Here is an 18,933-nt window from a genome sequence, read left to right as displayed (position 1 = left end):
AAATGAAATTATCAAGAATGTGTTGTTTCATAATTGCGAGTACAGCTTTATTCAGTTGTTCAACAATTCATAAAGGGCCTGAAAGCCATATATTTTCGGTTAATGCTGTGCCGGCTTTTGACATTGGAACAATTGACGAATTAGATAGCAACGAGTTTAAAGTCAAATATGCTATCGATGATCAAAAAGTGTTCAGGTATGTGCAGTACTTAAAGGATACGTTAAGGAAAAAAGTAAAACAGGGACGAGTTGGAGAAGAGTCTTTCTCGACATTTCAAGTAGTAACAGCAGCTTTAGCTTCTGCCTTCTCAGCATCGACAGGTGTTCACCCTGATGTTGTCACATCGTTAGCAGGATTAAGCGCTCTATCTCCTGATATTGCAGACATCATCAGCGCTGGTGAAAAAGCAAAAGCTTATGCCCAAACTCTCGAAATGATAGAATCTGCAGATGCAGCGTATATTCAAGCAAGAGCCCAAGCAACAAGTAGTTCGAATGCACTCATACCTAGCTCAACTTTAACACCTCAGGGCGCCGTTCTGTTTGTCAGTACCGTAGCATCTCTTAAAGTTATGCGAGACGCTCTTTTGGGCACTATTCCTAAAGTTGAAGATTTAGAGAAAGCCATGGGAAAATATGCGCAGTTCGCTATGGCTGAGTCAGAGATAGAAGTAGAAGTTCCAAAAGCGAATTTGGCGGCTAATAAATCTATTAATGCAAACAAAACACTCTATTCACGTGAGATCATACTTTATAAAGGTGATGAAATAGCAAAATGCAGCTCGTCTACTCCTGCGGTACTAACAGTTACTTGTACCAGCGCCAATAAAGATTCCATAACGTTGCAGGCAGAAAGCGTCGGTAACGCTAAAGTTACTGTATTGAGTAACAGTGGAGAATTAACTACGGTCGATGTCACTGTTAAAGAAATCTAAATAACCAATAAATAAGGTTGGGCGCTAGCATTGAGTAAATCTGAGCTGTGGTAGGAGCCCAAGCTTGATAAAATTCACCAATTCATTAATTGGCAAGCATTAACTTTTCAATAGATTGCTCGATGATAGTTCGCAAGTTTTGTTTGTCCTGAGCGGGCAAATAGCGCGTATGAGCATTAATAAACGCAGGTGTTAAATAGATGCGTTTAATTGCAGCGTTTATACGCTTTATGTGCTCTGCACCCTGAGGAGTATTGGGGCAGATAACGTGGCCTGATACATAGTCAGGGTTATCTGCAATAGAGTAACTGCGTACTTTAAGAGGCGTGTTCTCTCCGAAACTTCTGTATAAAGTTGCTGGAAAAATGAGTGCAAAATCAGACTTTCCTTTTGAAAACATTTCCATAAAGCGAGAGTAATAAATATTATTTGCTATACGAAGGATTTGCTCTCGATTAACTTGCTTTAGATCGTCGTCTATCCTTTCACCGAACGAGTATTCTTCTGGTAACACAATAAAAGAGTCTGGAAAGGCTTCTAATACGCGAGATATGCTCAATATTCGGCCTTTTTCATCTAAAAATTCTTTTTCTATTGGTGGCAGTGAAGCCAGTTGGTAAAAACGTTGTGTCTGGAAAAAGCTAAGCGGTAGTGAGTAAAGATGATTTTTTTCGCGTTCAGGTGCTTTTATTTTATTAAGTACGCAAATGTTTTCGCCATGCTGCATATACGCAAAAGAACGCACAAGTGGAACATGAAGCACGGGATCTGTATACCCTATTTCATTAACTAGCATTTGTACCGTATCGACAGAAGTAGAATAGGGATTGCCTTGCAGATTTACCCTTTCAGTAAGAAATGCATTGTCTGCGTGAAACGCCAGAACATTATTTTGCTCAATGCTGTCACTCGAATTTGCATGAGCAAATTTCACTAATGTTAATAAAATTAATAGTCCAACCCTGAACAACTTTTTACTCCTTGGTAAAACCTCAACGCTCGTCACCTTGTCTCGCGTTAAACGTACTTTTATTTTGTGACTCTATTAGAAAAGGTAACAGCGTTTAATTTACGTAGTTTTTAAGCGCGGCTTCTACGATTTAACCAATTTACCATCTTTTTGATGTGCTTTTATGAATATTAGAAAGGTTTTCACGTGTTGACGCGCGACAAACGAGAAATTTTGCCTTGTGTAATTAAATTCTGTAAAGGGAGTAAAAAAGCCGCAATCAGCAACGTGATGTGGCTTTCCGAGTTGGGCTGACTAGGCAGCCTTATAGAGCAATTGCGTAAAAGGGGTTAGCTAGAACGACCCTCACTCATAGCTGCCTGTTCAAATACCTTAACTCTAGACATATGATCACCTCCTTATCTTCGTTGCTAAAACTTCTTGGAAAATAACATAGGCGGTATTTTAGTAAAGTGTCGCTGCATTAAAGAAAGTTTAGGAAAAGCGAGCACGACTCACAAATACGAATAGAGAAACCAAGTCGATAATATAAACCTGTTTAATTAAATCTACGTAACCAATGCTAACTGAAACCCTTTGCGCCGCCCGTTTACGTGCAATTAACGTCTTAACGTGCAACCAGCAGTACGCAAACCCTCAAAAAGGCTAGAACTTAATGCAAACAACAAGCACGCACAAAACCAGCAAGCGTCGGAAAGCCGCACTATTGGTTACGCTTTTTGCCACCTCTTTTTTTACCTTTGCTCAATCAAACTCGTCTGAACAAATTGAAATGAAGGGCAGTAAGGGCACTACAGTAACGGGTAATGTCCAGACGTCCTTCGATAACCCCTGGGCAATGACATTTTTGCCAGACGGGCACAGCTTGGTAACGGAAAAAGCTGGCACTCTATGGCTGCTTGATGAAAACCAGCAGAAGCGTTTTGCTGTTAGTAATGTGCCAAGTGTTACTGCGCGCGGGCAAGGCGGTTTAGGTGATGTCATTACTCACCCTGACTTTGCGTCGAATAACACCATTTATATTTCGTACATTGAACGAGATGAAAAAGACGATGCGTTCAGCGGTGCGGTGATAGAGCGAGCCACGCTTACCTTGTCTGATAGTGGTGCGAAGCTGTCTGATAGAGAGCTAATTTGGCGTCAGTCGCCTAAGGTGACGGGGAACGGGCATTACTCTCACCGCATGGCGTTTTCACCTGATGGCCATTTATTTATCACCTCGGGTGAGCGCCAGAAATTCACGCCAGCACAAAACATGGCGATGAACTTAGGTAAGGTGCTGCGCTTAAACGACGACGGTAGCGTGCCCGAAGATAATCCGTTTTATGGTCAAGGCAACGTAACAGAACAAATCTGGACGTTAGGGCACCGCAATCCGCTAGGCATTGATTTTGATGAGCAAGGTAATTTATGGGCTCATGAAATGGGGCCGCGCCATGGCGACGAACTTAATATTATTGAACGAGGTCGCAACTATGGTTACCCAGCAGTGTCGCAGGGCGACCATTACTCAGGCGTGAAAATTCCTAACCACGAAGACTACCCCATCTTTAAGTCGCCTGAATTGGCGTGGGTGCCTGCCATAAGTCCTGCCGGTTTTATCATTTACAAAGGCGATAAGTTTAGCGACTGGAAGGGAAATGGTTTTATAGGCGGTTTGTCTTCAAAAGCGCTGGTTCGAGTTGCATTTAATAAAGACGATGAAGGCAACTGGAAGGTTGAAGAAGCAGAACGCTACGAATGGGGTAAGCGAGTACGCGAGGTGGAGCAAGACAATAAGGGCAATATCTATGTGCTTGAAGATAAAGAAGGCGGAAGGCTGATAAAGCTCGATTTGTTGAATGATGAGTAGAGTTTTAAAGCTGCGTAAAGAGGAACAGTGGTTGCTTGAACACGGTTTTTTTTGTGCTCTAAAATTGCCGGTAAGCGAACATTAAATTAACCCAAATCGCATAGCGAGCATTACAAATCTATATGCCGATATGATACGTTGCGAACTATAACCAGCGCGGCTTAACTGATACAAACCTTAGGAACTCTATGACTCAATCGACTCAGAACTTTAACTTTGAACGTTGTGAAGATGAACCTATACATATTCCCGAAAGTGTCCAAAGTTATGGTTTTCTCATCGCGTTCAACTACGAAGATTTAGAGGTTTCGATTGTTAGTGAGAACTGCAATACGATATTTGCCGACGAGATCATAGGTAAAGGTTTTTTAGATATACTCTCTTCTGACACAGACGAACGCGCCTTCCTAGAAGAAACGTTTGATAGAGTTTCTAAGAGTAAGATAAGACTGCCTATTAAACTGCATCTTAAAGCTTCGCTTTTAAAGGAAGGTGCGGCAATAGATTATTTAGCCGTAGTCTATGATTCAGGTTGTCACTATGTGGTTGAGCTTGAGCCCGCAACTGAATTTAGAGACACCTACAGTGCAGAGCAATTTGTTAAGCTCTATTCAATGTCTATCGCTCCACGCTTCAAGGAGATGACATCGTTGAAAGAGATGGCTCAAGAGATGGTATCAACCATCAGGTATCTGACTAACATGGATAGGGTAGTGCTTTATAAATTTAATAAGGACTACTCAGGGAAGGTAATAGCGGAAGCCAAGTCTGAAGACATGGAATCTTATCAAGACTTGTATTTTCCCGCGTCGGATATACCAAAGCAAGCCAGAGAGCTATATAAGACGAATTGGGTGAGGCTTACTCCCGACACAGAGTTACCTGCATCTCGGTTGATTCCGTCTGTCGAAGAATCGGGAAGGGAGCGACTAGACCTCACTCGTTCGTTGTTGCGCGCATTTTCACCTATTCACCTTCAATACATCAGGAATCAAGGTTTACGTGCTTCATTTTCCATTTCGTTAGTAACGGATGGAGAGTTGTATGGGCTTATTTCCTGCCACCATCGTGAGGCTTGTTATATTCCACAAAATGTACGACTGCAATGTGAGAATTTAAGTCAACTGTTCAGCTGGCATTTGTTAGCGAAAGAAGAAGAAATTGCGAAACGCAAAAAGCATGTTACTGATAAAGCGGTTGATGCGATGTTGGATAGAATCGGTCCAGCAAATCCTATTAGCCGTGTCGTCAAGAGCGGTGAACGCGCTTTTTTAGACGCGCTTAATAGCTCAGGGTTTGTTTATTATTCACAGTACGAGACTATTACCCTCGGTTCTACTTTACCGGTAGAAGTCATCAAAGACATTTTTTCTAAAGCAAGTAGTGAAGGCGGCTTTCCTTACACTAACGATTCCCTTTATCACGATTACCCTGAAGCCAGAGAACATGGTATTGCGGGTATTATGATCATCCCACTGTTTGAAAAGAAGCAGTATTTTACTGCTTGGTTCAGGAAGGAAACCCATCGAAATCAAAAGTGGATAGGCGCTAAAGATGAGAAATCGGAAGATGCACCAAAAGCAGAGCGTCTTAAGCCCCGTTCATCTTTCACTATTCATACCCGAACAATTAAAGGGCGCTCAACAGCGTTTGATAAGACGGACGTCGACACCGCAAACCGGTTAAATAGAATGTTTCTTGTTTATGCGCTTGATGTGCAAGAGCGCATGCATATCAGTATTCAAGAGCTTGAAAAACAAGATAATTACAGAAATGAATTTCTCGCTACATTGGCCCATGAACTTCGAAATCCGTTAGGGCCTATTATGTCTGGTGCAAGTATTCTAGAAACGGTTGATGATGAAAAAACGCGAAAAAGAGTGACAGCTATCATTAATCGTCAAGCTGAATATATGTCTAAACTTATTAATGATTTGATGGACGTGTCTCGCATCACGCGAGGGAAAGTTAAACTTGAATTTGAAAGATTGAAAATTCAAGACGTGCTTTCAGACTCTCTTGAAATTGTTGAGCAACAAGTAAAAGCGAAGAAGCATGATATAACGGTAAACTGTCTTGAAGAAGATGTGACAGTTTACGGAGATAAAGCACGTTTAAGCCAAATCTTTTCTAATATTATTCACAATGCAACTAAGTATACGAAGGAATCAGGAAAGATAGTCGTAGAGATCAGAAAAGACGGGGTCATGATTGTTGTTGCTGTTAAAGATAATGGCATGGGAATACCCGAGGATAGGCTAAAAGATGTTTTCAATATGTTTACCCAAATCGAAGCGCACTCTACTCACACTAAAGGCGGTCTTGGTATAGGGTTAACTTTAGTGAGTAAGCTTGTTGCGTTACATCATGGTGAAGTGTCTGTGATGAGCGAAGGTGTTGATCGAGGAAGTACCTTTGAAGTCAGGTTGCCTATTTCTAAAACAGCCTACGAGCAATCTGAAAATCAAAAACTGGCCCCTGTTATACAAAGCTCAAGTAAAGTTATGTTCGTTGACGACAATGCTGATCTCATTGACGCTTATTGTCTGCTGGCAGAGTCTATGGGGGTGACTGCCTTAGGCATTACTTCTCCGAAAGAAGCTGTTGATGCATTTAAAACCTTTAAACCTCACTCTGTATTTCTTGATATCGGCATGCCAGACATAGACGGCTATCAGTTAGTAAAAATGCTTAAAGCCTTGCCTGAATCAGAAAATGTTAAGTTTTATTCTCAAAGCGGGTGGGGCTCAGAGAAATATGTAGAGGACTCCCAAGCGGCAGGCTTCGATCAGCATTTCGTAAAGCCCTTGTCAAAAGATACAATTCAGTCGGTACTTAGTTAAAACCTCTTTTAAGAGATTGAAGCTTACCTACTGAATGACTCAAATGCTGTGAAACGCGTTATAATGCCGGACAAACGTAATTAGGAATAAATATGAAAGTCTGTGGTGTAGATTTAAAAGGTAATGAAGCAATTGTTAGTTTGGTGTCGCTAGCAGACGGCGTGTTTCATTTGCCAGATTGCCGTACGCGCCGTTTAACGCTTGCCGATACCAGTGCGAAGGGGCTAAAGAGCTTCCAAAGCACCTTCGCTAAACTTGTAGAAGACTACAAAATTGATGCAGTGATAATTCGTCAGCGTCAAAGCAAAGGTAAATTTGCAGGTAGTGCAATTGGCTTCAAGCTAGAGGCTGCCATTGAATTGATTGAAGGGCTTCAAGTTGTAGTATTTAGCCCAACGGATATTAAAGAATCGCTACGCAGAAATCCGCTTGCAGTGCCATTTTCTGACACGGGTTTAAAACAGTTTCAAGAAACCGCTTTTACAACTGCGTACGCGTGGCTTATGAAAAATGAGTATGCGTCGCAAGAGTCAGACGAGTAATAATCGGGAGCGGTTGGCTCAACGTTTATTTTCAGTTTATTTAATTGTGCCTGCATTTAGTGTGCGGGCATTGTTTTTCTTAATTTCTCTTCTCCCAGCCTGAAAGGCTTTACTTCACCATTCCCTCAACTCTCTCATTCATCTCTACCAATGCTGTGTAAAGTGCTTCTAACTGATCGCTAAAACCAGCTACGCTTCCATGCTCATTACGTTTTATCGTTAGCTCAATCGTTGCAGCTAGCTCAGCTAGGGCGTAAGCGCCAATGTACCGAAGGGCAGTTGTGTAGATATGCGCTATACGAACAATAGAAGCATAGTCTTTTTCATCAATGGCTTTTCGAAGGTTATCTAGCTCTTTGTTAAGTGCTGCAAAGTCGTTAAGTAACTCTTTGTACAAAGTCTCGTCATTTAACATTGCTTGCATGGCTTGAGATTTATCTATAAAGCTCAGCGGTATTGTGTTTGCCGATGGCCCGCCAGTTACTTCAGTGGTCGCCGTCGACTTTCCTTTATTTAGCACTTCAACAAGCACGTCAAAGAAGCGGTTTGGGTCAACCGGTTTGTTGATGTGGCCGTCCATGCCCGCTGCCAGGCTCTTGTCGATGTCTTGCTGCATGGCGTGAGCCGTCATGGCAATAATCGGCAAAGTTAACTTCAGCTCATCTCTGATTTTTTTAGCTGCTGTTAACCCGTCCATAACGGGCATTTGGATATCCATCAATACCACGTCATAGCTGTTATCTTCACGTAAGGCTTTTATGGCTTCAAAACCGTTGCTAACCACTTCAATATTCGCGTGGGTGTCGTTTAGCAGACCAAGGGTTACTTTTTGATTCAGCGTATTGTCTTCTGCGAAAAGGATCTTCGTTCCGCGCAGATTAGGCACAGGCGCAGCATCTGCTGGTAGGGTTCTTGTGTTCACGTTTAAGCAAAGCTCTTGTAGCTTATCTACAAGCTCACTGGTGCTAAAAGGCTTTTTAATGAAGGTTCGAATACCTAGTTGGTTAGCCTGCTCTCGCATATGAGGCGACTCGAATGCATACAGCATTATCACCTTCGGTGGCTTAATTGAAGACTCCTGTTTCATGATGGCTGCGACTTCCAATCCATCAATATCAGGCATGTTCCAATCTAAGATGAGTACGTCGTAAGGCGCACTGTTTCCCACAGCAGCACGCATTTTGGCTACGGCTTCTTTACCGCCGGTCGCAACATCTGCTTTAATGTTAGCTACTGATAGCGACTCGATAATAGCGTCGCGCGACACGCCAATGTCATCAGCAATAAGCACCTTAAGTAACGAAAGTTGCTTAGACGGCGATACAATTTGTTGGGAAGCATCCTGTTTAACGGTTACGGTAAAATGAAAGCTTGCGCCTTTTCCAAGCTGGCTCTCAACCCAAATCTCTCCGCCCATTAATGTGACTAACTGCTTACATATTGCTAAGCCTAGGCCGGTGCCGCCGTATCGACGAGATATAGACTCATCACCTTGGTTAAATGGTTGAAATAGCAAAGCCTTTTGCGTGCTGTTTAGCCCAATTCCTGTGTCTTTAACTTCAAATTCAAGCTGAATGTCTTCTACATTATGCGTGCATCTAACGCTTACCGAAATCAGTCCATCCTCGGTAAATTTAAGAGCGTTACTGACTAAATTGCTTAGAACTTGCTGTATGCGTAACGGGTCGCCGATAAGGTTTAATGGTACGTCACGTGATATGTGCTGAATAAGCTCTATGTGCTTTTCCTCAGCGCGCCCTAAATGCAATCTAATGGTTTGGTTTACTAGCGCGTCTAAATTGAATTGCGTCGATTCAATATCAAGCTTGCCCGCTTCTATTTTCGAGAAGTCGAGTATGTCGTTAATTATACTTAGCAGGGTTTGCGACGCGCCTTCTATCTGAATAAGGTTCGTTTGTTGATCTTTATCTTCTGCAGCCCGCTGCGAAAGCTTGGTCAGGCCGATAATGGCGTTAAGCGGCGTGCGAATTTCGTGACTCATGCGTGCAAGAAAGTCAGATTTTGCTTTTGTTGCTTTCTGAAGGTCTTGAGTGAGTGCATCAAGCGCCTTACGCTGTTGGCGAGTTCTAAGCCATAGGCCAACGACTAAGCCTAATGAAAGGATCACAAAACCGATGAAATACAGCTGAAACGTGTTTTGCTTTTTCTGTATAAGGTTACGCTGCTCTTTTAGCTGGTTGTCTTTCTCTAGAAGCTTGATGGTTTCTTCTTTTTCTGAAATAGAAAGTCGCACGCGGTTAAGGGCTAACAATCTTGATTGCTGTTCATTAAAACTCTCTTCATAAGTTTTAGTGTATAGCTTTGAATATTCTAACGCGGCTTCAAAATTGTTGGTTGATTCAAGGAGTGAAATGAGCTTTTCCAACATGCTTAGAACCACTGATTTGTCGTTCTTTATGGCGTCTTTTTTTAATCCACCTTCAAGTTCGCTAATAGCCAAGTCTATTTGATTGCGTTTAATGTAGATGTCGACCAAGCGCAGTAGTCTAGACCCTTCGTTGTATTTAAAACCAACTTTGCGGTCTGATTCCGCAGCGCGGTTCAACATAGTCAGCGCTTCAGTTAAATTGCCTTGGGCGATATGTAGCTCAGCCATTTTGGTATGAACAATACCAATAAAGGGGTAGTGCACCTCTTTGAACAATTCTTCTGCCAGCAGAAGGCTTATTTTAGCGTCTTGATAGTCGCCCAGTTCCGTTTGCGCGTAACCTTGGAAAAAGTAAGCAATGGCTTTGTTTTCTTTATCATTCAAACGCTGGGCTGCGGCGAGGAAGTTTTGACCTAGCTGCAACATCATTTCGTAATTTTGCAGCGACATGTACACATTGCCCATAGCGCTATATACAAGCAAGGCGTTATCGCTATTTACTTCAATAAAAGCAGCAAGGGATTTATTGAGGGCTTCGAGTGCACGAGCATGCTCACCTGACAAGTCCAAAATAAGCCCTTCTAAGCGAAAAGACTCTGCCAGCGCCATGGTGTTGCCGCCTTTTTTCGCAAGCTTGCGGGCTTCCAACAGAGTTTCGTATCCGGCGACAAGGTCTTGCTCAAGAATGTGCTTATAAGCTCTTAGGTTGAATAAGCGGGCTTGCTGAAAAGCGTTCGGGTGGGCGTCGAAGAAATAGCCTAGCTCGGTGAATGTGGTTTCTACAGACTCATCATTGTTTTGAATTCGCTGTTTCAGTTCGTCTAGCGTAGTGACTGATGATGTGGTGTTAAGTGGTTCTTTTAAAAACGCAAAAGTAGGAAGCGCCATCGTAAAACAAACGATAGCGAAGATGCATTTCAAACGGCGCTTCACTTTCTACTTCAGCTAGCTTAAAAAGATAACGACTAGTAGCTAATTACGCGGGTAGCTTTGCTTGTATCATCAAAGCGTTTGGCTACTTCGTCCCAGTCTTGGTCTTTAATTAGCTGAAGATCTTCACCAGATAAACCGTACTTTTCTGCAGTGCCCACAGGGTCCTTTTTATACGCATCCATTAGTTTGCTGTTGCTGTCTAGCTCAACCAAGAAATCTACAATTGTTTTCTTTGCCATGTCGTTTTTTCCTTTTAGTTTACTTTTGGAGATCTAAAGTCAATTACTTGCTGCTCAGTTAAACCTAGCTTTGCCAAACGATCCTGACGGTATGCTGGCATGCCAAGTGAGGGTACAACTAGGGTCGAAATTAATGTTGGCTTGGCGAACTGTAATTCGCGAAGCAACACTTTTTGTATTTTGGGCTCGCAAAGGGGCAGGGTGGCTGCCTCGTAAATAATCAGCTCGTGATCTTCTGGGTAGTGCTCGGCCAGAATGTCAGCCAGCATGGCAAGCCCAGATCCACTGTGATTGGCATCTAACACGCTTAGCGTTGCTTCTCCGGCTAAACCTATTTGCCAGATGATTTGCGTCATGTGAGGGTCAATTCGGTAATCGCGAAACAAAAATTGAGTTGCTTCATAAGATTGACAGCCAAAGCGAGAGGGATCTATTCCCAAATCCGCAATTAAGCAGTCTTCTGCAGACACGCCGGGGAGCATTTGCGCATCAAGGCCAAGTTCCCGCACTCTGCGAATAGCCTCATGAGAAGGCGTCACAAATACGCCTGGGTGACCATAAAAAGCCACACATACTTTTTTACCTTCAATAACTGACTGCACGATGCGGTCGGCCATTTGGGCATAGGTGACAGCGCGAGATTTTCCTTCTTGATAAAGGTCGTCTAAAGACACACTGTTCGGGTTTATATTGGAGACCACGTGTTCACCAATTTTGTTCATGATCCCCATGTACACAATGTCAGCATTTTCGATGTGGCTTTTGGTCGCTATCGTCATTTGACCCGCAACACTGATTCCAGTGCCAACTACAACTAGCGATCCCTTAGGAGTATGTTCTTGTCCCTGAATTAGCGTCATATTTTCCTTTACCACTTGCTAATTGTGATTCACTCAACACTATAAATTAGATTTAGGGTATTTGCTACGTTCACTGATTTATAGCGTCTACCATTGCTTTCACATCAGCGTATCGGCAGTGTTCGCAGCTACCAAACCCTTTGACCTGCCTTATTTTTAAGCGAGTGAACAACGGCATAGTCATACCGGTTAGAAAGCGGCAATAAATAGACGAAGTAATAGGGCCGTCAAATTTACCGATTAAATGGGTTTTGAGAGCCGTCATGGCTTGAGATAATTGGTCAAAATTTGGTTTAGGAATTGGAGTTGAATAGCTAAGCTTAGCCACGTTTCCTTCGCAAACACTACAGTGCCCACATTCGTTTGGCACTTGAGTATCATCAAAATACGCTGATAGGTTGTAGCTTAAACAGGTATTAAGTTCGAAGAAGCTTACCAGTGCGGCAATGCGCTCAATTTCTTTGCGCTCGTTTTCAGCGAAATAGCGAGCCAGGTTATTAGCTAAGTCGGCATCTTGCAGTTTTTCGTAGTCAACGCGGTATACGTCAGTTATTAAGCGCGAGGCAAGCTCAATATGATTGTGTTCATGTAAATACTCTAGTGCGGCCACCACTCTTGCACGCTCTGCGCCGTAATGCTGATAAATACTGTCGAAATCTACAATGCCCCACACCTTTTTCATACTTGAATGAGTGAATACGGCGTCTAGAAAGCGAGCCCGTTCTTCTGAGAAAAGGCCGAGTATGGTGGTTTTCTCTGAAATAAAGCGAAATTTATATTCAGCAAAATAGGCATACAAAGGGCGAATAACGTTAGCGAGTTCAAGCTGTACAAGCAGGGTTTTAAGCGGAAGCTGTCGTATGTTGCTGGCACTCGATAAACTATTTATTTGCGTTTCCCACTGGTAAACACTGTTTTCGCCGTTGGTAGGTAAATCATTGTGCGCCGCTGAATTTATGTGAGCAGAGGCCTGTGCGCTGATATCATCTATTACGCGTTGAATGGCGCTTTTATCTGGTGTATCGCCATAAACGAAGTTCTCTATGGTGACTAGCCCGTCAAGGTTAGCTAAAACCGTGCAGTTTGCGGCTTTACCGTCTCGTCCACCACGGCCAATTTCTTGGCTGTAGTTTTCAATTGACTTTGGTAAGTCGTAATGAACAACAAAGCGAATATCCGACTTATCAATGCCCATGCCAAATGCAATGGTAGCTACAACAACTTGAAGCTTATTGTGCATAAAATCTTGCTGGATACCTTGTCTTACACCACTGTCGAGACCAGCGTGATAAGCCTTCGCAGCAAACCCTTGTTGCTGTAAGAACCTGGCTACTTCTTCTGCACTATTTTGAAGCGTGACATAAACAATACCCGCGCCTTGCTGCTTTTGAATTTCTTCAAGTAAGGCTTGGTTTTTATATGGTTCATGTACAGGGCGAACATGCAAATTCAAGTTGGGTCGATAAAACCCTGTTTGAATAATATTGGATGGCGCAATATCAAAGCGCGCTGCCATATCTTCTTTTACTTTTTTAGTGGCAGTAGCTGTGAGCAGAAGTACTAACGGAATATTAAGCTCTTTTTGATACGCGGGGAGTTTTAAGTAGTCAGGGCGAAAGTTGTGGCCCCACTCAGAGATACAGTGTGCTTCATCGACAACTAGCATACTTACCGGAACAGACTCAATGAACTGCCGAAAGCGTTCGTTCTTAAAGCGCTCCACCGACACCATCAGAATTTTACACTGGCCTGACCGCACGTCGTTCATCACTTGCTTGTTCTGCTCGGGCGTTAGCGTAGAGTCGATACTCGCTGCTGCAATGCCTTTGCTATGAAGAAACTCCAGCTGATCTTTCATCAGTGCTAATAGTGGGGACACAACCAAGGTCAAGTGCGGCAATTGCGTAGCAACAAACTGATAGCACAATGATTTGCCCGAGCCAGTGGGAAAAATCGCTAGCGTTGAATTTCCACCAAGCAGTGATTCCACTGCCTCCTTCTGTCCCTCGCGAAACGCCGAAAAACCAAACAGCTGCTGCAAAATATTGGGGTCAGAGTACATTAATAAGCTTCCAAGTCGCGATATAAAAAATGGGGTCAGAGTACATTAACTTATTTCCAAACAGTTTGTGATTAAGTGTTCGCAGGTTTGAGCTAGTTGAGCCAACGCGACGTTTTTAAAAATAAAGGGATCAAAGTACATTAAGCTATTTCCGAGCAATCAGCGGCTAACTGCTCACTGATTTGCGGTGGCCTACCCAACGCTTCGTGTTTTAAGCGGTGCCCAGTCAGGCTTTCAATTTGCTGTTTAAATGTATCGCTTCCCAGTACTAGTCCTCTTCGAGTACCGCTTTGAATTTTATCAATGTCAGTTTGAGGCAGTTCATCATCGAACAGAGCGCGGTAAGCGGCAAGACGCTGGTTTTCTGAAGCTCCTAAATTTAGGTATACAGGATGAGGACTGTGCAGTGACGAAGGTGTGCCTAACGCATTTATTCTGTAGCTTGACCATTTATATTCAACCGGCTTTTCGACCATGTTCGCTCTTACAGGGTTCAGCTCGATATATCTATAAACCGTGAGAAGATATTCGTCGTTAGAGACCAGACTGGAATGAAACCTTCCTTCCCACAACGTTCCAGAGCGCTCATATTTGTGGTTAAAGTACCTCACATACATGCGGCCAAGCGCTTGCATCATTTTGCTTACGCCAAGGTTATCAAGCTTAGGAGTGCAAAGTAAATGAACATGATTGGTCATCAATACCCAAGCATGTATGCCTACATCAAATTTTGCAGAGAACTTTTTAAGCCAGCTAATATAAGCGATGTAGTCGTTTTCACACTTAAAGCATATTGAGCGATTGTTACCTCTTTGGATGACGTGTTGAGGATAGCCTGCGGGAGCCAAACGAGGTTTCCTTGCCATAATTTCACCAAATTCCTTTCTATATTCTCTCTACTAAAATGAGTGAATTGAGAAAAGGCTACAACCCTGTACCTATCAAAACTGGTCTAACGGGCAAGCTGGAAGAATGCAATGAATGGCTTATTTGGCTCTCTTAAATTAGAAAATGTACTCTGACCCCATTATTCATATCCCCAGGGGGCGCTTGGCGTTGTTATAGGATTTTTGAGATCAAAATCTACCTGTACTTCGCGGGCAGGGCGAATTAGTCGATAGCTAAAGCGACTTGGGTAGATCATCATTTGCCAGACGTTATCCGTTGATGCTGCAATTCCCGATTCTATAAATAACGATTTTGAATATACATCTGCAGGAAACGACTGCACTTGGGGGAACCCTTCATCTACTGTGTGGCCGCCATACATGGTTGAAGAGTGAAAGCTGCCATCTTCATTTCTATGATCGTGCTTCAGCATAAGACCCGCGCCGGTTTTCGTTAGAATCCAAGTGCGGGATGCATCGTCTCCCACGTGAAAAGGAATTTGAATTTCCGAGTCTATACACTTTCGTACGTGCATAACAAGCTTCGCATTACCGAACGTATTACCCACATTGTCTTTGCTAACTTTGCCCTGAAATGCTTTACCGCAGAGGGCCTTTATCGCATTAAAAAATGCATCGTGAGTAGGAGTCGAGACCAACGGTGCCTCTTTTGCAAGCGCAGCATTGCTTATTACAGCAAGCCCAAGTAAGACATACGCACAATACTTTTTCATTTCTTAATTCATCATAGCAAGTTGATACAGGCTTAGCAGTGTAACCCATCTGAGTAATGGGGTCAGAGTACTTTATTGATAAAGCTCATGGCGTGATGTGTGATTAGAAGAGAGGCGGTATCACTTGGTGAAGCCGTTGGGTTGCTTCGCGGAAAAACTCGCAAAAATGTACTCTGACCCCATTTTTATGATGTGTGATTAGAAGAGAGGCGGTACCACTTGGTGTAGCCGTTGGGTTGCTTCGCGGAAAAACTCGCAAAAAAATGTACTCTGACCCCATTAATTTTGAGGGGGACTATCTGGGGGAGCGGGGAAATGTACTCTGACCCCATTTTGGGGGTGTATAAGTGGTCGAAACGCATATGTATTCGCAATATAAATATTGCTGATAGTTGTGGCGTGTTAGCTTAGCACTACATTCAGCGTTTAATTTTCAGGGCGAAATAATCACATGAATAAATCAAAACAACTGTTTACGCTAATTACCTCAGAAGGTGAACTTCAGGTATCGTTAAAAGAGGTTGATGTTCCAGAGCCGAAGCCGCACGAAGTGATTGTGCGTATGGAAGCATCTCCTATTAACCCGTCAGACATGTGGCCTATGTTTGGTCCAGCAAGTCTAGATAAAGCGACCTTTGATACAGATAAAAGTGCGTTGGTTGCGCCGGTGCATAAGCCTTTGTTAAATCGTATTAAGTCGCGTTTAGACCAGACTCTGCCTATCGGAAACGAAGGTGCAGGTACGGTTGTTAAGGCGGGTGACAGCCCGGAGGCACAAGCTTTAATGGGCAAAACCGTATCTATTCTTACTGGTGCAGCGTATACCGAGTATGCCTGTGTGCCTATGCAGGCATGCTTGCCTCACCTAGATAGCACAACGCCACAACAAGCAGCGTCGTCATTCGTTAACCCACTGACCGCGCTAGGTATGGTTGAAACCATGCGTATGGAAGGCCACAAAGCGCTAGTGCACACCGCAGCGGCATCAAACCTTGGGCAAATGCTAAATAAAATTTGTTTAGAGGAAGGCGTAGAGCTAGTTAATATTGTACGTAGCCAAGAGCAGGTAGACCTACTTAAAGGTATTGGCGCGAAAATTGTGCTCGACTCAAGTAGCGAAAATTTTAAAGCCGAACTTTATCAAGCCATCGACAGCACGGGCGCAACACTAGCGTTTGACGCCATTGGCGGCGGTGAGCTAGTTAGCGATATCCTCACTATGATGGAAGCGTCGGGCAGTAAAGATGCAAAAGGCTTCAACACTTACGGCTCTGACAGCAATAAACAAGTGTATATCTACGGCGGCTTAGATTTCTCGCCTACTACTTTGAATCGCGCTTACGGCATGACGTGGAGCATTGGTGGTTGGCTATTAATGCGTTTCTTAGGCAAGCTTGATAAGAAGCGTGTGGGCGAGCTATATCAAAAAGTGGCGACGGAAATTAACACTACCTTTGCGTCGTCTTACACCAAAGAACTGAGTCTTGAGGAGGCACTACAGCCTGAGAATGTAGCGCTTTATAACGCTAAAAAGACCGGTGAAAAATACCTGATTGTGCCAAACAAGGGCTAATCAGCGCAGCGTTTAAATACGGCAATTTCAGCTAAACTTTGATTAATAATAGGGTCTGTTGATCTTTGATGTACAAACTTCGGTTTAAAGTACATCAAAGGGCTACAGACCTTTTTTTGTATTCGCTATTATTCAGCTGCAAAGAAGCTGAAAATGATGCGAAGTAACCAGTAAATAGTAACCGATATAAAAGGTATTTGAGACAGCATGCCTGAAGGCCCAGAGATTCGTCGCGCTGCAGATAAAGTCGAAGCGGTGATAAAAGATATCTCCCTAGAAAAAGTAGAGTTTGGATTAGCTCAACTTAAACCCTACGCTAAGCAGCTAGAAGGCGAAAAAGTCTTGCGCATGGAAACCCGTGGTAAGGCGCTAATTACCCATTTTAGCAATGGTCTCTCTATGTATTCACACAACCAACTTTATGGTGTGTGGCATACCTGTAAACGCAACGAAATACCGGATACAACCCGCCAGCTAAGGGTAGGGCTTCATACCGAAACACACAGTGCTATTTTATATAGTGCGTCTGACATTAGCATTTGGCCAACACAAACTATTCATGAACACCCTTTTTTACAAAGAGTTGGACCCGATGTACTCAACAATTCGGTGACAGAAGAAATGGTATTAGAACGTTTACGTTCAAAAGCTTTTTATAACCGCGCACTAAGCGGTTTATATCTGGACCAACGCTTTATGGCAGGTCTGGGCAACTATCTTCGCAGCGAAATATTGTTTGCAGCAGGTGTTCATCCTTCACTCAAACCTTCTCAGTTAGATGATGAGCAGCTGCGCAGCTTGGCACATCACACCTTAGCAATATGCAAACGCAGCTATGAAACTGGTGGCTATACCGTGTACACAGAACTACGTGAAGTGCTTGAAGCAAAAGGCGTTAACTTTGAAGGTACGCGGTTTATGGTGTTCGACAGGGAAGAGCAGCCTTGTAGAGTCTGCGCCACTCCAATAGAACGCCAAACGTACAATGGACGACGTCTTTATTGGTGTAGCCAGTGCCAGGCGAAGTAATCTACCCCAATTTTTTATGATCAATAAATAATCTGTTTGACTTGTTTCCGATTACGATCAATTATATCCGTAACCGGTTACGGAGTTTTGTGAAGTGAAGTCATTTAATGAATTGGGGCATATTGCATTAGGTACTGCCTTACGTCAGTTAGCCGCGCAGGTGTCAAAGGATGCGGAAAATACTTATGCCAAATTTGGATTTGCAATAGAGCCAAAATGGTTTCCAGTATTTTACGTGCTCGCGTCCAAAGGTGCTGATTCCGTCGTGAATATCGCCAAAGAGATAAATCACTCTCACGTGTCGGTGAGTAAAATCGTAAAAGAAATGAAAGCATGCGACCTAATTGAAAGCTACAAGTCGAGCGACGATTCGCGGGTTACGCTGGTGGCTTTAAACAGCAAAGCGAAAGCGATGGTGCCCCAAATGGAAAAGCAATGCGATGCCATAGACGCTGCTATGCGCGAACTAAAGGAAGAAACGGGTATCGATTTATGGGAAGCGGTGAGCGTAGTTGAACGGCACCTTCGATATCGCCCAATTAGTGCAAGAGTGGACGGTGACTCGCCTGATATTAAGGTAGTCGATTATGCACCAAAGTATCGCGAGGCATTTAAATCGCTCAATGTAGAATGGATAAGCAAATATTGGGAGCTCGAAGAGCCCGACTTTAAAGCGCTCGACGACCCTGAAGGCTACATTTTGAATCAGTCGGGTGTGATACTGATCGCGTTAGATAAGGGCGAACCCATAGGCTGCTGTGCGCTTATCAAACAAACTGACGATGCGTTTGAACTTGCCAAAATGGCGGTGTCTCCCAAAGCTCAAGGCAAAGGGGTAGGGCTGCTGTTAGGTAAAAGTATTGTTGAAAGAGCGAAACTGATGGGATTAAAGCGGCTTTATTTAGAGAGCAACTCGGTACTTAAGCCCGCAGTCAGTTTGTACGAAAAGATAGGGTTTAAGCATATTAAGGGGGCGTCATCGCCTTACGCGAGATGTGATGTGCAGATGGAGCTTTATTTAAATAAGTAATTGTTACCGTGAAGTGCAGCGATAAGTAAAGCCACACAACACCACGGTCACTGTT

14 protein-coding genes are annotated in these 18,933 nt (G+C 43.4%); 7 read left to right on the top strand and 7 right to left on the bottom strand.

Features of this window, described 5'->3' with window-relative positions; genetic code table 11:
- Positions 1-2 precede the first annotated feature (2 nt).
- Positions 3-935, top strand: coding sequence for a hypothetical protein (locus F0261_RS09525; protein WP_171337819.1), 933 nt, complete (start codon positions 3-5; stop codon positions 933-935).
- An 85-nt stretch (positions 936-1,020) separates the two neighbouring features.
- Here F0261_RS09525 and F0261_RS09520 read toward each other — a convergent pair whose 3' ends face one another.
- Complete coding sequence (locus F0261_RS09520) at positions 1,021-1,905, bottom strand: hypothetical protein (protein ID WP_171337818.1); 885 nt, start codon at positions 1,903-1,905, stop codon at positions 1,021-1,023.
- A gap of 655 nt (positions 1,906-2,560) precedes the next feature.
- Between F0261_RS09520 and F0261_RS09515 the strand changes: the two genes are divergently transcribed.
- The 3 genes from F0261_RS09515 (at position 2,561) to F0261_RS09505 (ending at position 7,142) form a co-directional block, all read left to right on the top strand.
- Positions 2,561-3,757 carry a PQQ-dependent sugar dehydrogenase gene (locus tag F0261_RS09515; protein ID WP_014979980.1) on the top strand — a complete coding sequence of 399 codons (1,197 nt, stop codon included), beginning with the start codon at positions 2,561-2,563 and terminating at the stop codon, positions 3,755-3,757.
- Positions 3,758-3,945: 188 nt separating this feature from the next.
- Positions 3,946-6,600 (top strand): ATP-binding protein, encoded by a 2,655-nt coding sequence (locus tag F0261_RS09510; protein ID WP_171337817.1) that lies wholly within the window; start codon positions 3,946-3,948, stop codon positions 6,598-6,600.
- Positions 6,601-6,692: 92 nt separating this feature from the next.
- Positions 6,693-7,142 (top strand): DUF3010 family protein, encoded by a 450-nt coding sequence (locus F0261_RS09505; RefSeq protein ID WP_171337816.1) that lies wholly within the window; start codon positions 6,693-6,695, stop codon positions 7,140-7,142.
- Between the two features lie 109 nt (positions 7,143-7,251).
- Here the strand turns inward: F0261_RS09505 and F0261_RS09500 are convergent, their stop codons facing one another.
- The 6 genes from F0261_RS09500 to F0261_RS09475 form a co-directional block, all read right to left on the bottom strand.
- Positions 7,252-10,419: a response regulator gene (locus F0261_RS09500; RefSeq protein WP_171337832.1), complete on the bottom strand. Its 3,168-nt coding sequence runs from the start codon at positions 10,417-10,419 to the stop codon at positions 7,252-7,254.
- 77 nt (positions 10,420-10,496) lie between these two features.
- A complete protein-coding gene (locus F0261_RS09495) occupies positions 10,497-10,703 on the bottom strand; it encodes a hypothetical protein (RefSeq protein WP_014977183.1) in 207 nt (68 codons plus the stop codon).
- A gap of 14 nt (positions 10,704-10,717) precedes the next feature.
- Positions 10,718-11,563, bottom strand: a complete 846-nt coding sequence (locus F0261_RS09490) for an SAM-dependent methyltransferase (protein ID WP_171337815.1) — start codon at positions 11,561-11,563, stop codon at positions 10,718-10,720.
- 70 nt (positions 11,564-11,633) lie between these two features.
- A complete protein-coding gene (locus F0261_RS09485) occupies positions 11,634-13,625 on the bottom strand; it encodes an ATP-dependent DNA helicase RecQ (RefSeq protein WP_014979972.1) in 1,992 nt (663 codons plus the stop codon).
- Between the two features lie 140 nt (positions 13,626-13,765).
- Positions 13,766-14,491, bottom strand: a complete 726-nt coding sequence (locus tag F0261_RS09480; RefSeq protein ID WP_014979971.1) for a transposase — start codon at positions 14,489-14,491, stop codon at positions 13,766-13,768.
- A 161-nt stretch (positions 14,492-14,652) separates the two neighbouring features.
- Positions 14,653-15,246: a hypothetical protein gene (locus tag F0261_RS09475; protein WP_171337814.1), complete on the bottom strand. Its 594-nt coding sequence runs from the start codon at positions 15,244-15,246 to the stop codon at positions 14,653-14,655.
- A 451-nt stretch (positions 15,247-15,697) separates the two neighbouring features.
- On the opposite strand from F0261_RS09475, the gene F0261_RS09470 reads away from it, so the two are divergent.
- From F0261_RS09470 to F0261_RS09460, 3 genes are all read left to right on the top strand, one after another.
- The gene (locus F0261_RS09470; RefSeq protein ID WP_171337813.1) at positions 15,698-16,819 is read left to right on the top strand and encodes a zinc-binding dehydrogenase; all 1,122 of its coding nucleotides are present in this window, start codon (positions 15,698-15,700) and stop codon (positions 16,817-16,819) included.
- 207 nt (positions 16,820-17,026) lie between these two features.
- The gene (gene nei / locus F0261_RS09465) at positions 17,027-17,848 is read left to right on the top strand and encodes an endonuclease VIII (protein ID WP_171337812.1); all 822 of its coding nucleotides are present in this window, start codon (positions 17,027-17,029) and stop codon (positions 17,846-17,848) included.
- Between the two features lie 94 nt (positions 17,849-17,942).
- A complete protein-coding gene (locus F0261_RS09460) occupies positions 17,943-18,878 on the top strand; it encodes a GNAT family N-acetyltransferase (RefSeq protein ID WP_171337811.1) in 936 nt (311 codons plus the stop codon).
- Positions 18,879-18,933: the final 55 nt, after the last annotated feature.

Origin of the sequence: Alteromonas sp. 07-89-2 (genome assembly GCF_013113925.1) — a bacterium.
Classification (GTDB): Bacteria; Pseudomonadota; Gammaproteobacteria; order Enterobacterales; family Alteromonadaceae; genus Alteromonas; species Alteromonas macleodii.
This window is presented reverse-complemented; position numbering and strand designations above follow the sequence as displayed.